Origin of the sequence: Pseudomonas inefficax, from assembly GCF_032164165.1 — a bacterium.
Taxonomy (GTDB): domain Bacteria; phylum Pseudomonadota; class Gammaproteobacteria; order Pseudomonadales; family Pseudomonadaceae; genus Aquipseudomonas; species Aquipseudomonas inefficax.
The window spans coordinates 5,508,579-5,522,709 of sequence record NZ_CP134401.1; the positions used below are offsets into that span (position 1 = coordinate 5,508,579).

General features: G+C 63.8%; 14 protein-coding genes and 2 pseudogenes. 12 read left to right on the forward strand and 4 right to left on the reverse strand.

Going from position 1 to position 14,131, the window contains the following annotated elements; translation table 11 throughout:
- Positions 1-225: 225 nt before the first annotated feature.
- Both RIN61_RS24760 and RIN61_RS24765 read left to right on the forward strand, forming a co-directional pair.
- Positions 226-648 (forward strand): anti-virulence regulator CigR family protein, encoded by a 423-nt coding sequence (locus tag RIN61_RS24760; RefSeq protein ID WP_112253567.1) that lies wholly within the window; start codon positions 226-228, stop codon positions 646-648.
- Positions 649-1,305: 657 nt separating this feature from the next.
- Positions 1,306-1,665 (forward strand): hypothetical protein, encoded by a 360-nt coding sequence (locus RIN61_RS24765; RefSeq protein WP_112253568.1) that lies wholly within the window; start codon positions 1,306-1,308, stop codon positions 1,663-1,665.
- Between the two features lies 1 nt (position 1,666).
- Here the strand turns inward: RIN61_RS24765 and osmE are convergent, their stop codons facing one another.
- Together osmE and RIN61_RS24775 are read right to left on the reverse strand one after the other, a co-directional pair.
- Positions 1,667-2,023: an osmotically-inducible lipoprotein OsmE gene (gene osmE / locus RIN61_RS24770; protein WP_112253569.1), complete on the reverse strand. Its 357-nt coding sequence runs from the start codon at positions 2,021-2,023 to the stop codon at positions 1,667-1,669.
- 176 nt (positions 2,024-2,199) lie between these two features.
- A pseudogene (locus RIN61_RS24775) lies at positions 2,200-3,035 on the reverse strand (oxidoreductase); the annotation flags it as partial.
- On the opposite strand from RIN61_RS24775, the pseudogene RIN61_RS24780 reads away from it, so the two are divergent.
- Positions 3,029-3,169 (forward strand): annotated as a pseudogene (locus tag RIN61_RS24780) (MerR family transcriptional regulator); the annotation flags it as partial. The pseudogenes RIN61_RS24775 and RIN61_RS24780 sit on opposite strands and share 7 nt — an antisense overlap.
- A 168-nt stretch (positions 3,170-3,337) precedes the next feature.
- Here the strand turns inward: RIN61_RS24780 and RIN61_RS24785 are convergent.
- A complete protein-coding gene (locus RIN61_RS24785) occupies positions 3,338-3,544 on the reverse strand; it encodes a hypothetical protein (RefSeq protein WP_112253939.1) in 207 nt (68 codons plus the stop codon).
- A gap of 229 nt (positions 3,545-3,773) precedes the next feature.
- Here RIN61_RS24785 and RIN61_RS24790 point away from each other — a divergent pair, with 229 nt between their 5' ends.
- The 7 genes from RIN61_RS24790 to RIN61_RS24820 all read left to right on the forward strand — a co-directional run bounded on the left by RIN61_RS24790 (position 3,774) and on the right by RIN61_RS24820 (position 10,200).
- Entirely contained in the window at positions 3,774-4,754 is a 981-nt protein-coding gene (locus RIN61_RS24790) for a quinone oxidoreductase family protein (protein ID WP_207878095.1), read from the forward strand.
- A 13-nt stretch (positions 4,755-4,767) separates the two neighbouring features.
- On the forward strand, positions 4,768-5,616 hold the full coding sequence (locus RIN61_RS24795) for a TauD/TfdA dioxygenase family protein (protein WP_112253941.1): 849 nt from the start codon (positions 4,768-4,770) through the stop codon (positions 5,614-5,616).
- 54 nt (positions 5,617-5,670) lie between these two features.
- Complete coding sequence (locus RIN61_RS24800) at positions 5,671-6,723, forward strand: beta-keto acid cleavage family enzyme (RefSeq protein ID WP_112253942.1); 1,053 nt, start codon at positions 5,671-5,673, stop codon at positions 6,721-6,723.
- Positions 6,724-6,903: 180 nt separating this feature from the next.
- Positions 6,904-8,217: an MFS transporter gene (locus RIN61_RS24805; protein WP_313854760.1), complete on the forward strand. Its 1,314-nt coding sequence runs from the start codon at positions 6,904-6,906 to the stop codon at positions 8,215-8,217.
- On the forward strand, positions 8,214-8,867 hold the full coding sequence (locus tag RIN61_RS24810; RefSeq protein ID WP_112253944.1) for a DsbA family protein: 654 nt from the start codon (positions 8,214-8,216) through the stop codon (positions 8,865-8,867). Before RIN61_RS24805 ends, RIN61_RS24810 begins: the two co-directional genes overlap by 4 nt.
- Positions 8,864-9,190: a Rieske (2Fe-2S) protein gene (locus RIN61_RS24815; RefSeq protein ID WP_112253945.1), complete on the forward strand. Its 327-nt coding sequence runs from the start codon at positions 8,864-8,866 to the stop codon at positions 9,188-9,190. Before RIN61_RS24810 ends, RIN61_RS24815 begins: the two co-directional genes overlap by 4 nt.
- Complete coding sequence (locus RIN61_RS24820; protein WP_112253946.1) at positions 9,187-10,200, forward strand: YeiH family protein; 1,014 nt, start codon at positions 9,187-9,189, stop codon at positions 10,198-10,200. Before RIN61_RS24815 ends, RIN61_RS24820 begins: the two co-directional genes overlap by 4 nt.
- Before the next feature lie 64 nt (positions 10,201-10,264).
- Here RIN61_RS24820 and RIN61_RS24825 read toward each other — a convergent pair whose 3' ends face one another.
- Positions 10,265-11,275, reverse strand: a complete 1,011-nt coding sequence (locus tag RIN61_RS24825; RefSeq protein WP_207878091.1) for an AraC family transcriptional regulator — start codon at positions 11,273-11,275, stop codon at positions 10,265-10,267.
- 209 nt (positions 11,276-11,484) lie between these two features.
- On the opposite strand from RIN61_RS24825, the gene RIN61_RS24830 reads away from it, so the two are divergent.
- Together RIN61_RS24830 and RIN61_RS24835 are read left to right on the forward strand one after the other, a co-directional pair.
- Entirely contained in the window at positions 11,485-12,063 is a 579-nt protein-coding gene (locus tag RIN61_RS24830; RefSeq protein ID WP_313854766.1) for an RBBP9/YdeN family alpha/beta hydrolase, read from the forward strand.
- Between the two features lie 74 nt (positions 12,064-12,137).
- Complete coding sequence (locus tag RIN61_RS24835; RefSeq protein ID WP_112253949.1) at positions 12,138-14,093, forward strand: DUF1302 domain-containing protein; 1,956 nt, start codon at positions 12,138-12,140, stop codon at positions 14,091-14,093.
- The last annotated feature ends 38 nt before the right edge of the window (positions 14,094-14,131 follow it).

A 14,131-nucleotide genomic window follows, 5' to 3' on the forward strand; every position in this document is an offset into this window, starting at 1 on the left:
AACAGGAATTGCAAGATCCCTGCAAACCTGCCCATTTGGGGATACGGCCATGCTTCTACAAGACCTGTACTTCATGTTTCTCTTCGCCATTGCCGTGCTGGCACTGGATGTGGCTGCCATCATGCTCTATCGGAGTGCCAAGCCCTGACCCGCGTTTGGGGACTTTCACCCTGAACCGGGTTCTGGTCTACAGTGCTGGGACGTCACTGGTGCAAGGAAGAAGATATGGCAAAGCGTCGATGGGCAGTTATCGCTACCTCGATCGTGCTGGCAGCGGGGCCAGCGCTTACTTATGCCGACCCGGGTAATGGCAAGGGGCAGGGCCATGGCAAGGACAAGGGCCAGCATGGTCAAGGTCACGGGGGCTCGTATGGTGGCCCGTCCATAAATCGTGGCGATGTGCTTGGCATACTTGACGGGCACCGCAGCTACTGGAGCGCAGGGCAGGCGCTGCCGCCCGGCATCCAGAAGAATCTGGCCCGTGGCAAACCGCTGCCGCCGGGTATCGCCAAGAAGCTGGATGGCAGGCTGCTGGGGCAGCTCCCTCATTATGATGGCTATGAATGGATGCAGGCGGGTGCGGACCTGATCCTGGTGGCGGTCGCCACGGGGATCATCTATGAGGTGTTGAACGGCGCGCTGGATTGATCTCAGGCGCAGGTATCAGCGAGCGCCGTCAATTGTAGGAGCGGCCTTGTGTCGCGATGGGCTGCAAAGCAGCCCCCGGCAGGCGACGCGGTGGTTGGCACCGGCTACGCCGGTGTTCGCGGGCACGCCCGCTCCCACAGGAACGGTGCATTCTTTCAGCTGATGGGGTCCCTGTGGGAGCGGGTTCACCCGCGAAGCAGGCAACGCGGTGGCTGGCACCGGCTGCGCCGGTGTTCGCGGGTAAACCCGCTCCCACAGGTACAGCGCATTCTTTCGGCAGGTGGGGGCCTTGTGGGAGCGGGCATGCCCGCGAAGCAGGCGACGCGATGGCTGATACCGGATACGCCAGTGTTTTCGATAGCACCCGTTTCTCCAAAATCAGGTGTTTTCCTGCACGTTCAGCACTGACCATTGTCGTCCGTCGCCAGCAAGCCGCTGGAGTGCGTGCCCCGAAAATGTTGCGACCTTGTTCACCAACCGTCGGAGAGATCAGTTTTCCATTCTGATAGAAGATTCTGTTGGCTTCTTTTGCATGGTTAGCTATTGGCAGATTCACTCTCCCAGCCTTCACTCATCCAGGCCACTGGCAGTAATATCAGTTGCGGCCAGTGCAGCGAGACTTTGGTTGATTGGTAAGCCAATACAACCCCCGTTAGAATGCAGCGTATCCTTGATGGCCAATTGCAAATGTCTACTTTTCGTATCTTTCTTTGCGCTGTACTGGTCAGCAGCCTTGCCGGCTGCGCGACCCCAGGCAAACCCACTGCCAGCAAACTGACTCACAAATCGCCCCAGCAGTACGCCGCCTGCGTGCTGCCAAAGTGGCAAGCACTGGCGCCTCAGGCCACGCAGAAATCGATCGCCCACGGCTACCGGCTGACGGCCCCCAGCGCGGTAGCATCCGATGATGTGCTGGACGTAGTCGATTCCCGCGAGGGCAGCCGCGCGACCTTCTACAAGGGCAGCTTCCTGTCTGGCGACAAATTGCGCCAGGCTGCCAGGGAATGTCTGGACTGACTCAGTAACCCGAGCCGCTGGAGCCGCCCATGCTCGGCAGGCGGGCCTTGCGCTGGGCATTACTCCACTCTGCGCAGGTCATGAAAGCGGTATTGTCCACTTCGCCGGCACCGTCGAAGCTGACGCTATAGGGTTGACGGTTGTCGGCCTTGGTCAGCATGTAGTCAAAGCAGGTACCGGGCACCACGGTACGCCTGGATTGGGCATCAGGCTTGCCGCCGATCTGCATGACCTGGTCTTTGCTCATGCCGTTTTCGACTTTCGCTACCAGCGGCTGGTCATGGTATAGCGCGGAATTGGACGAGCAGGCAGAAAGCGCTATCAGTGTAACGATGAGTGCGTGAAGGGGTTTGTTCATGGCAGTGCTCCGGTAGAGAACGCCGATGAAGGCAGGTGCTGCGGATTGTGGGGCTGCTGGCGCAGCCCATCGCGACACAAGGCCGCTCCTACAAGGGCCAGTGCTGGCTTGAAGAGATATCCAAGGCAGTTGCTCCCAGAGCGAACGTGCGCCCCCTGGCTTTGCCGATCACACCATCAATCCGCTCGGCTTTTCATCATACGCCTGTACTGGCGCACCCGCAGTAACGTACAGCCTTGCTCCAGCAACAAGGCGCGCAATGGCGATGCATGCGCCTTGGGCCGGTTGCCGGCCGCCAGGCGGCGCATCTGCAATTTCACCAGGGCCATGTAGGCCAGTGCGGCTAACGCCTTGCGCTTCCAGCGAATGGGTTGTAGTTCGGCGGTTGCCGTCGGCTCGCCGTTCTGCCAGCGCCGGGGCAGGGCAGGCTCGACTGCCAACGCCGTGGCAATCCCCGCCATTGCCACACCGCTGGCCAGCACCTGCTCGACTACCGGCAAGCGCCGGATACCGCCGGTGACCATCACCGGCATCTTCGCGATGGCGGCGATTTCCCGGGCGAACTCCAGGAAGTAGGCCTCGCGAGCCAGGGTGCGTCCATCGCGGGCATCGCCTTGCATCGCCGGTGCCTCATAACTGGCGCCCGACAGTTCCACCAGGTCCACCGGCAACTCATTCAGCCACAGCACTGCCTGGCGCGCATCCGCCGGTTCGAAACCGCCACGCTGGAAATCCGCCGAATTCAGTTTCACTGCCACGGCGAAACCGGGTGAAACCACCTCGCGCACAGCCTTGACCACTTCCAGCAGCAACCGCGCGCGATTTTCCAGGCTGCCCCCCAGCGGTCCTGGCGCTGGTTGCTCAGTGGCGAAAGAAACTGACTCAGCAGGTAACCGTGGGCAGCGTGGATCTGTACGCCACTGAAACCGGCTTCTCCAGCCAGCGCGGCAGTGCGGGCGAAGCGCTGGATCAATGCGCCGATCTCGGCTTCATCCAGCGCCTTGGCAGCAGCGGCTGGCACAGAACCGCGCGCAATTGCTGGCGGTTATTGCGGGCATGGAAGGCAAGCCGCAGGGCATGGATTGCGAGGAGAACGCCCAGCGCCTGATTGCCGGTTGGCAGAAGGGCGAGGCCACGAACACGTAACCCCCTTGTAGGAGCGGCCTTGTGTCGCGATGGGCTGCGTAGCGGCCCCGGCGATCTGTGCATCAACGCAAGATCCGGGGGCTGCTACGCAGCCCATCGCGACACAAGGCCGCTCCTACAGGGATCGCGCAGGCGTCTGGATTCTGCGTAAGACAGTTGCGCCCACGATCAGCCTGCACCACCGCGCTTGTTCATCTGCTCGCACTGCATCAATGCATCCGTCCTGCTTGGATAACTGGGCTTGAGCCGCTCTTTCGCTTGGTTATCGTAAATGTCGAATCCCCCACAAACGGTAGCGGCGTAATACCGGCTACCCACGCGGAACGACTCCTTTTCGATCGGCACAGCGGGAACGATAACGAATCTTGGTTGCATTTTTCGTGCCTCCCCAGGCAGAGACTTAAGTATTAGTCTGACCATGGGAAAGCATCAAGGAGGCTCATGAATAAAACCCAGGTTTCGTGATTGGCAGGTCGATGCCCGCCCTGTCATCAAATGAAAACCCGCTGTCGTCCGATGCGAAGCACCCCGCACACCAAGGGCATACAGTCCAATCACCCAGAACTGACGCCATGCGTCCAGATCGATGATTGGAGAGACAAGCATGTCCAAAGTCGTACGTTTCCATCAGACCGGTGGCCCCGAGGTGCTGCGCTACGAGGACGCCGAGGTCGGCGAGCCCGGCCCGGGGCAGGTGCGCTTGCGCCAGGTGGCGGTAGGCCTGAACTACGCCGATACCTATTTCCGCAACGGCACCTACCCGATCCCGCTGCCCAATGGCATTGGCGTGGAAGCGGCCGGCGTGGTCGAAGCGCTGGGCGAGGGCGTGACCCAGGTGGCGGTCGGTGACCGGGTCACCTACACCGGTTTCCTCAACACCTTGGGCGCTTACTGCACCGAGCGCCTGATCCCCGCGGCCGCGCTGATCAAGCTGCCGGATACCATCGCCTTCGAAACCGCCGCTGCCATGACCATGCGTGGGCTGACCAGCGCCTATCTGCTGCGTCGGCTCCATGCGTTCAAACCCGGCGACAGCGTGCTGCTGCATGCTGCCGCTGGCGGCGTTGGCCTGATCGTCGCGCAGTGGGCGCAGCTGATGGGGCTGAGCGTGATCGGCACGGTGTCCACCGAGGCCAAGGCCGAGGTAGCTCGCGCCCATGGCTGCAACCACGTCATCAACTACAGCGTCGAGGACGTTGCCACACGTGTGCGTGAGCTGACCGACGGGGTAGGGGTGAATGTAGTGTTCGACAGTGTTGGCAAGAGCACCTTCATGGGCTCGCTCGATTCGCTCAAGCGTCGCGGCCTGATGGTTTGCGTCGGCACGGCGTCGGGCACTATCCCGCCGTTCGACCCGCAGCTGCTGGCGATCAAGGGTTCGCTGCAGCTCACCCGCCCGGCACTGGCCGACTTCATCGCCGACCCGGCGGAGAAGGCCGACCTGGCCGGCGAGCTGTTCGATCATGTCGGCAGCGGGCGCATCCGTATCGAGATCAACCAGCACTATGCACTGCAGGATGCCGTCCAGGCCCACCGTGACCTGGAAGCGCGCAAGACCACCGGCTCGTCGATCTTCGTCATCTGAAGAGGGCAACTGCATGCACATCGAACAACTGACCTGCGCGATCGGTGCCGAGGTAAGTGGGGTCAACCTGGCCGACGCGATCCACGACGACGACCTGTTCGCCCAGCTTCGCGCGCAGTTGCTCCGCCACCGCGTGCTGTTCCTGCGTGACCAGCACTTCAGCCGCGCTGAACATGTGGCGTTCGCCCGCCGCTTCGGCGACCTGGAGGACCATCCGGTGGCTGGCAGCGACCCGGAGCATCCGGGCCTGGTACAGATCTACAAGCGCCCGGACCAGCCCAGCGACCGCTATGAAAATGCCTGGCACACCGACGCCACCTGGCGCGAGGCACCGCCGATGGGCTGTGTGCTGCGCTGCATCGAATGCCCGCCCGTGGGCGGCGACACGATGTGGGCGAACATGGTGCTGGCCTATGAAAACCTGCCAGGCGATGTGAAGGCCAAGATCGAAGGCCTGCGCGCCCGTCACAGCATCGAGGCCAGCTTTGGCGCCGCCATGCCGCTGGAAAAGCGCCTGGCGCTGAAGGCGCAGTTCCCCGATGCCGAGCACCCGGTGGTGCGCACCCACCCGGAAACCGGCGAGCAGGTGCTGTTCGTCAACGCCTTCACTACTCATTTCAGCAATTACCACACCCCGCAGCGGGTGCGCTTCGGGCAGGACGCCAACCCCGGCGCCAGCGACCTGCTGCGCTACCTGATCAGTCAGGCCTACCTGCCGGAGTACCAGGTGCGCTGGCGCTGGAAGCCCAACAGCGTGGCGATCTGGGACAACCGCAGCACCCAGCACTACGCCGTCATGGACTACCCACCGTGCCACCGCAAGATGGAGCGTGCCGGGATCAAGGGCAGCCCCACGTTCTGAGTTCGTCGCCGTCGCTGGCGGCAACCGCACAATAACAATAGCGAGGACTACAGCATGCAATTCTTCGACGATTCGTTGCACCCGGAAAACATGGAAAAGGTGGTGATCACCGTGGCCCCCTATGGCCCGGAGTGGATGCCCGAAGACTTCCCTGAAGACATCCCCTTGACCATGGACGAGCAAGTGCAGAAGGCTGTCGACTGCTATGAGGCCGGCGCTACCGTGTTGCACCTGCACGTGCGCGAACTGGACGGCAAGGGCTCCAAGCGCCTGTCCAAGTTCAACGAGCTGATCGCCGGGGTGCGCGAAGCGGTGCCAGACATGATCATCCAGGTTGGCGGGTCGATTTCCTTTGCCCCGGAAGGAGAAGGCGAGGCGGCCAAGTGGCTGTCGGACGACACCCGGCACATGCTCGCCGAGCTGACGCCGCGCCCCGACCAGGTGACCGTGGCCATCAACACCACGCAGATGAACATCATGGAGTTGCTGTACCCCGAGTACCTGGAAGGCACCTCGCTGGCCAGCCCGGCGATTCATGCTGCCTATAGCGAAATGACCGTACCGGCCGGCCCGGCCTGGGTCCGCGAGCACCTGCGCCGCCTGCAGGCCAGCAACATCCAGCCGCATTTCCAGCTGACCGGCATGCACGCCCTGGAGACGCTCGAACGCATCGTGCGCCGCGGTGATTACATGGGCCCGCTGAACCTGACCTGGATCGGCATCGGCGGCGGTTTCGACGGCCCCAACCCGTTCAACTTCTTCAACTTCATCCACCGCGCGCCGGACGGTTGCACCCTGACCGCCGAATCGTTGCTCAAGAACGTGCTGCCGTTCAACACCATGGCCCTGGCCATGGGCCTGCACCCACGCTGCGGCAACGAAGACACCATCATCGACCAGCATGGCAAGCGCTTCACCTCGGTGCAGCAAATCCAGCAGACCGTGCGTGTGGCCCATGAGCTGGGCCGCGAAATTGCCAACGGCAAGGAAGCACGCGCGATCTACCGCATCGGGCAGCAGTACGACAGCATCGAGCAGACACTCAAGGCCAACGGCATGGCGCCAAATCGCCAGCCGGGCGTGAAGGGCGTGCCGCAGCGTACCTGACGCGGCAGGTACGGCCTCTTCGCGGGCATGCCCGCTCCCACGGGTGCGGCGCTGGCCCAACGGTCGACGCGGTCACTGTGGGAGCGGGCGCGCCCGCGAAGAGGCCCGTAAAGCAACATGAATATTGGCTGTAACCCATAACAACAAGAACAACCTCACGCCCCACACCAAGGAGGCAACATGGCCACCTATCTCGCCAGTGCCGAAGATTCCGGCACCGACACCGCCCACAGCGTCCCCCGGCGCTATGCCTGGGTGGTCTTCGCCCTGACCTTTGGCCTGTTGATCTCCGACTACATGTCGCGCCAGGTGCTCAACGCGGTGTTCCCGCTGCTCAAGGGCGAATGGGCATTGAGCGACAGCCAGCTCGGCCTGCTCAGCGGTATCGTCGCGCTGATGGTCGGCCTGCTGACCTTCCCGCTGTCGCTGTTGGCCGACCGTTTCGGCCGGGTGCGCAGCCTGGTGCTGATGGCGGTGCTGTGGAGCCTGGCCACCCTCGGCTGCGCCCTGGCAGAAAACTACCCGCAAATGTTCATCGCGCGGTTTCTGGTGGGGGTGGGCGAGGCTGCCTACGGCAGTGTTGGCATCGCCGTGGTGGTCGCCGTGTTCCCCCGCGACATGCGCTCGACCCTGGCCGGCGCGTTCATGGCCGGTGGCATGTTCGGCTCGGTACTGGGCATGGCCCTGGGCGGTGTGCTGGCCCAGCACCTGGGCTGGCGCTGGGCATTTGCCGGCATGGCGCTGTTCGGCCTGGTGCTGGCGATGCTGTACCCGCTGATCGTCAAGGAGGCGCGTATTGCGCCTCGATGCGCGCAGCAGTCGCAAGGCAAGGCCGGCCGCCCGCTGCGCACCCTGTACAGCAGCCGTTCGGTCATCGCGGCCTACGTCGGTAGCGGGCTGCAGCTGTTCGTCGGCGGCACCGTGATCGTGTGGATGCCCAGCTACCTGAACCGCTATTACGCCATGGGCACCGACCGCGCCGGGGCGATTGCCGCCGTCATCGTGCTGTGCAGCGGTATTGGCATGATCCTCTGCGCCATGCTCTGCGACCGCCTCGGGCGGCAGCGCCCGGACCGCAAGATCAGCCTGGCCATCGCCTACTGCCTGGGCAGTTGCGCACTGCTGTCCCTGGCGTTCGCACTGCCAGCCGGCAGCGCCCAACTGGTGCTGATCTGCCTGGGCATGATGATCGCTGCCGGCACCAACGGCCCGTCCAGTGCCATGGTCGCCAACCTTACCCACGCCGCGGTGCATGGCACCGCGTTTGCCACCCTGACCTTGGCCAACAACCTGTTGGGCCTGGCCACCGGGCCGCTGATCACCGGGCGCGTTTCCGACCTGATCGGCCTGCATGCCGCCTTCCAGCTGGTGCCGCTGATGAGCATTGGCGCGGCGGCGGTGTTTTTCCTTGCCAAACGACATTACCACCGCGACATGGAGCGTCTGCATGCGCCGGCAGGCGATGCTGCCGCACTCCGGGAGTTGAAACCGTGAAACAGCTGTTGTCCGTTGAAGTGTTCTTCGATTTCGTCTGCCCGTGGTGCCTGATTGGCCAGCGGCACCTGCAGGCCGCCCTGTTGCTGTTGCAGCGCGAACAGCCACAGGTGCAGGTGCAACTGCAATGGCGAGGTGTGCAGTTGTTGCCTGGCTTGCCAGCCAGTGGTGTGCCGTTCCATGCCTTTTACCTGCAACGCCTGGGTAGCGAGGAGGCAGTACGCGAGCGCCAGGCCCAGGTGCGCGCCGCTGCCCGTGTGGTAGGCGAGGACATCGATTTCTCGCGTATCCGCCGCATGCCCAACACCGCCAGTGCCCATCGGCTGCTGCAACGGGCCACCCGGCTGCTCGATGCAGCGCAACTGGAGGCCTTGCTGGCACAGCTGTTCATCGCCTATTTCCACCAAGGCCGCGACTTGGGGGATAGCCTAACCTTGCTCGACATCGCCCAGCGTTGCGGGCTGGAGGCCGCCCAGGTAGTCGACTGCCTGCGTGACGACGGCAGCCCGTTCCTCGATGGGGCGGGGCGCGCAGGCAGTGCCGTGCCGCGTTTTCGCTTCAATCAGGGGCCGCTCATCGCTGGTGCGCAGCCTGCCGAGGTGCTGTTTGCGGCCATGACCGAAGCACTGCAAGAGGTTGAACGGGCATGACCCGGCGGTTTGCATTGGCCCCCCATCAAGTGCCGGAACGAGGCAGCCGTGTGCTGTTGGCCTGCGAAGGGCGCAGCGTGGCGCTGTTCAACGTTGCCGACTCGCTCTATGCCATCGAAGACAGCTGCCCGCACCAGGGCGCGTCGTTGTGCGGCGGGCGGCTGGAAGGCCGTGTCATCCAGTGTTGCGCGCATGGCCTGCGCTTCGACCTGGCCAGCGGCTACCTGGTCAATTCCAGAGCCTTGAAGGTTGCCAGCTACCCGGTCGAGCAGCAGGGCGGGCAGGTCTATATCGTGTTTGACAGTGAGGAAGTGGGGCAATGAATACACTGGCACTTGGCGCTACCCATCAGCGTATCCGCACCCTCGCCCCGGGGGTGGTGGTCAGCCTTGTCGTCGGTGCGGCCGCCAGTTTCCTCAGTGAGCATTACGCAGCGCCGGTCATGCTGTTTGCCTTGCTGTTGGGGATGGCACTGAACTTTCTTGCGGTCGACGGCCCGTGCAAGGCCGGTATCGAGTTCACCGCCCGCACGGTACTGCGCCTGGGTGTGGCGCTACTTGGCATGCGCATCACCCTGGACCAGATCGCCAGCCTGGGCTGGAAGCCCGTGGCCCTGGTCATCGCCCTGGTGGTGGTAACGATCCTGGTCTCGGTGGTGGTGGCCAAGGCGCTAGGGTTTTCACGGCTATTCGGCATGCTTACCGGCGGTGCCACGGCCATTTGCGGTGCCTCGGCGGCGCTGGCGCTGGCGGCTGCCTTGCCCCAGCACCCGCGCAAGGAGCATGCAACGCTGTTCACCGTGATCGGCGTGTCGGCGCTGTCGACCCTGGCGATGATCCTCTACCCGATGATTGCGCAGTGGTTGCACCTGTCGCCAGCGCAGGCCGGGGTCTTCCTCGGTGCGACCATCCACGACGTGGCGCAGGTGGTGGGGGCGGGCTACAGCATGTCTACCGAGACCGGTGACATCGCCACCGTGGTCAAGCTGATGCGGGTGGCCATGCTGTTGCCGGTCATCGTCTGCGCCGCCGTGATCACCCGGCGCCAGGGCCTTGAGGCCGGCGGGCAAAGGCCGCCTTTGCTGCCATGGTTCGCGGTCGGCTTCCTGCTGCTGGCGTGCGTCAATAGCACAGGCTGGGTACCCGCCGTGGTGCAGGGCGGCATCAACGACCTGTCGCGTGGCTGCCTGGTGGTGGCGATCAGTGCTCTGGGCATGAAAACCCAACTCAAGGCGCTGGCCTCGGTCGGGGTGAAACCCATTGCGCTGATGGTGGGGGAGAGCGTGTTTCTTGTGCTTTTGGTGCTGGCGTTGATGCACTGGGGCCTTGCCTGACTGCTTGACGCGGTCGATTGTAGGAGCGGCCTTGTGTCGCGACAGGGGCCGTGCCAGGATCAAGCTAAAGCCCTTGATCATCCCGCTGTGCCCGCCAACTGGCCGGTGGCATGCCGAACTGGGCGATGAACCAGCGGGTGAACGAGCTGGGCATCGAATAACCCAGCATGTCGGCGATACGCCCCAGCGAATAGCCGGGGTTTTCCAGGTAGCGCATCACCAGGTCGCGGCGCACGCTGTTGATCAGGTCCTTGAAGGTCAACCCGCTTTCTTCCAGGCGCCGCTGCAGGGTGCGTACGTTCATGCCCTGGGTTTGCGCCACCTGCTCGATGGTGGCGCGGCCCATGGGCAGCAGCAGGTAGATGGTCTTGCGCAACTCCAGCTCCAGGGACGGCGTGCCGCCCGCCGGCAGGCTGTCCAGATAACGCTGCGCCAGGCGCGCCATCGCCTCGTTGGCCTGCGGGCTGGCGCTGTCGAGATCGGCGGCCGGGCAGACGATACCGTTGAACTCGCTGCCGAACACCAGCGTGCAACCGAAAATGCGCCGGTGGGTGGCCAGGTCGGCGGGAGGCGCGTGGGTGAAGTTGGCGCTGATCGGGTGCCAGTGCGTACCTAGCAGCGCCGCGCACAGGCGCATCATCACGCCGATGGCCAATTCGGTGGCCTGACGACTGCAGGGCGCGCGCTCGTTGATCACCTCCTCGCGAATGACCACGGTCTTGCCAGCTTCCTCGATATGAATGGCCAGGGCGTCATTGAGCAGGTGACGGTACTGCACGATCACCTGCAGCGCATCACGCAGGGTACGTTGGTGGCTGAGCAGCAGGCTGATTTCGCCGAAGTCCGACAGTTGCCGCAACTCGGCCATGCGCAGGCCGAAGCTTTCGCAACGGGTGGCGCTGGCGGAGGCCTCCAGCAAGCTGATGACGCTGGCAACCGGGATGCGCCGGTTGGGGTCATCGAGCAACGCGGCGCTGAGGCCAACCTGTGCCAACAGCGCGTGGGGATTGAGGCCCAGGTGGCGGGACACCTCGAGGTAATTGGTCAAGCTGGCGGCACGGACCAGGGCAGGCATTTTTATTGTTATCCATGTTTTCCAAGCTAACGGCTCCTACAAAAAGCGAGCGGCTGATTGGTTATAGCCTGCGTGTCATGAATTGAAAAGCAAAGCCCTGTATTGGCCATTGTCATCAAATGAAAAGCCCCTGACGCCCAATGTGAAGCACCCGGTGGGAGGGCTGTTTACTGTGAACCTCAAGAGCTACACCGCACACGAGGTTCACCGTGGAAAAACTGCAAACCGCTGCCACCGTGCTGATCATCCCAGGCCTGCGCGACCATGTCGCCGAGCACTGGCAGACCCTGCTCGCAGGCCGCCTGGCCAAGGTGCGCAGCGTACCGCCGCTGCAGGTCGACGGCCTTTGCTGCATAGCTCGGGTCGAGGCGATCCAGCGCGAGCTGGACCAGATTGAGGGTGAAGTGATTCTGGTGGCGCACAGCGCTGGCGTGTTGATGGTCGCCCATTGGGCGGCGCGCTACCGGCGGCCGATCAAAGGCGCATTGCTGGCGGCGCCACCCGACCTGAACGCGCAATGGCCGGCCCACTACCCAAGCCCGGCCAGCCTGGCCGAGCACGGCTGGACGCCCTTGCCCCAGGAGCCGCTGCCGTTCCCCAGCATTGTCGCGGCCAGCAGCAACGATCACCTGGCCAGCTTTGCCGCAGCCAGCACCCTGGCCCAAGGCTGGGATAGCGAACTGGCCGCACTGGGGGCCGTCGGCCACCTCAACCCGGCCTCCGGTTTCGGCCCCTGGCCGCAGGCCGAGGCTTTCATCCAGCGACTGGACCAACCCAACCTGCAATAGCGCATGGACGCCCCAGCCACGCTCGCAAAAGACGGGCGGCGTAAAAAACAATAACAATACGTGGAGCCATCGTAATGCCAGAACACCGCATTCACCGTGCTGTGAAACCACAGCGCTGCCTGCTCGCCTGCGCCATCGGCCTGCTCACGCTGCCCGCCGCTCAGGCGTTCGAAGTCGATACCGGTAATGAAAACTGGGCCGTGCGCTTCGACAACACCGTCAAGTACAACTACGGCGTACGCACCGAAAGTGCCGACAAACGCATGCTCGGCACGCCCAACAGCAACGACGGTGACTACAACTTCCGCAAGGCCGGCACCAACATCACCAACCGGGTCGACCTGCTGTCCGAACTGGATGTGGTCTACCAAGGCAACACCGGGTTCCGCGTCAGTACCGCCAGCTGGTACGACAAGGCCTATGACAACACCGGTTCCAACAGCAACCCGTTCGTCAACGGCAACGGCGACCAATCCGGCATCAACCCCAGCCTCAATGGCCTGCCTGGCACCGGTGTGCCGCTGGGCAGCCCGCACCTGAGTAACTACGCCCAGCGCTACTACAGCGGCCCGTCCGGTGAAGTGCTGGATGCCTTCGTGTTCTTCAGCCGTGAAGTCGGCGAGGCCTCGCAGGTCAGCGCCAAACTTGGCCAGCACAACCTGTTCTGGGGTGAAACCCTGCTCAACCCGGTGCATTCGCTGAGCTACGGCCAGTCGGGCCTCGACCTGGCCAAGCTGGCCGCCTCGCCGGGCACCGAGGCCAAGGAACTGTTCGTGCCGCGCAACCAACTGTCGACCTCCTTCCTGGTCAACTCGGAACTGACCCTGGGCGCCCAATACTTCTTCGACTGGGACGCCGCCCGCCTGCCCGAAGCCGGAACCTACTATGGTGGCTCGGACGTGGTAGGCGAGGGCGCCCAAAGCTTCCTGCTCGGCCACACCGGCGCCCCAGGGCTGATCCCTGTGCGCGGCGCGCTGACCACCATCCGCCGTGGTCATGACCTGAACCCGGGCAAGAGCGGCGACTGGGGCATCATGGCCAAGTGGTCGCCCGAGTGGCTGGGTGGCACCCTCGGCTTCTACTACCGCAAGACTTCCGAGATCCTCCCGCAAGCCTGGCTCGACGCGCGCGGCATGACCGTCGCCAACGGCCCGTTCGGCAACCCGCCGGGCAGCCGTCAAGGCGCAGTCGGCAACCTGTACAACTCGCTGCAAAGCACTACCTACCAGTTCGCCTATTCCGACGACATCGACATCTATGGCCTGAGCCTGTCCAAGGATGTGGGCGGGATCAGTGTCGGCAGCGACCTGAACATCCGCCACAACATGCCGCTGGCGAGTATCCCGGCCATCGTCAGTGCACCCGGCCAGGGTGGCCTGGGCGGCGGCTTCGGCCTGCTGCCGACACGCCTGCCCAGCAGCGGCGTGATCTACGACGTGCCCAAGGATGGCGACAGCCTGAGCGCCACCGGCGACACCCTGCACTGGACCTTGAACGGCCTGATGACCATTGGCGATACGCCGCTGTTCGATTCGGCAACCCTGCTTGGCGAGCTGTTCTACAGCAACCTGCTCAAGCTCGATGGCCACAACGAGGCCTTGTACAAGGGCAAGAGCAGCTACCGCGGCATCGACAAGGCCACCCGCGACAACTGGGGCATCGCCGTCAACTTCACCCCTACCTGGTACCAGGTGCTGCCCGGCATGGACCTGAGCATGCCGCTGTCGGTCAACGTCGGCCTCGACGGCGTGTCGCCGGTGCAGGGCGGTGGCGCCGAGAACACCGGCAACTATGCGGTAGGCGTGAGCGCCGCGATCTACAACCAGTACTTCGTCGACCTCAAGTACGTCGACAGTTTCGGTGAGACCAAGGCCTGCAAGAACGGCCAGACCGACGGCAGCACCCCCAACGCCCTGGACGGCGAACAGGATTACACCTGCTACGGCGGCGGCTACGCCTCCTTCTCCGGCGGTGGTGCCACCACCGAGGACCGTGGCGCCCTGTACCTGACCGTCAAGACGACCTTCTGAATCATGTTTCCTACAGCCTACACAGGAAGACAACCATC

What these genes read in the sequence shown, in the direction of transcription:
- RIN61_RS24785 (WP_112253939.1), bottom strand. Translation starts at nt 3,544, where the DNA reads ATGCAACCAAGATTCGTTATCGTTCCCGCTGTGCCGATCGAAAAGGAG.
- RIN61_RS24825 (WP_207878091.1), bottom strand. Translation starts at nt 11,275, where the DNA reads ATGCCTGCCCTGGTCCGTGCCGCCAGCTTGACCAATTACCTCGAGGTG.
- RIN61_RS24805 (WP_313854760.1), top strand. Translation starts at nt 6,904, where the DNA reads ATGGCCACCTATCTCGCCAGTGCCGAAGATTCCGGCACCGACACCGCC.
- osmE (WP_112253569.1), bottom strand. Translation starts at nt 2,023, where the DNA reads ATGAACAAACCCCTTCACGCACTCATCGTTACACTGATAGCGCTTTCT.
- RIN61_RS24790 (WP_207878095.1), top strand. Translation starts at nt 3,774, where the DNA reads ATGTCCAAAGTCGTACGTTTCCATCAGACCGGTGGCCCCGAGGTGCTG.
- RIN61_RS24800 (WP_112253942.1), top strand. Translation starts at nt 5,671, where the DNA reads ATGCAATTCTTCGACGATTCGTTGCACCCGGAAAACATGGAAAAGGTG.
- RIN61_RS24835 (WP_112253949.1), top strand. Translation starts at nt 12,138, where the DNA reads ATGCCAGAACACCGCATTCACCGTGCTGTGAAACCACAGCGCTGCCTG.
- RIN61_RS24820 (WP_112253946.1), top strand. Translation starts at nt 9,187, where the DNA reads ATGAATACACTGGCACTTGGCGCTACCCATCAGCGTATCCGCACCCTC.
- RIN61_RS24815 (WP_112253945.1), top strand. Translation starts at nt 8,864, where the DNA reads ATGACCCGGCGGTTTGCATTGGCCCCCCATCAAGTGCCGGAACGAGGC.
- RIN61_RS24765 (WP_112253568.1), top strand. Translation starts at nt 1,306, where the DNA reads ATGCAGCGTATCCTTGATGGCCAATTGCAAATGTCTACTTTTCGTATC.
- RIN61_RS24795 (WP_112253941.1), top strand. Translation starts at nt 4,768, where the DNA reads ATGCACATCGAACAACTGACCTGCGCGATCGGTGCCGAGGTAAGTGGG.
- RIN61_RS24760 (WP_112253567.1), top strand. Translation starts at nt 226, where the DNA reads ATGGCAAAGCGTCGATGGGCAGTTATCGCTACCTCGATCGTGCTGGCA.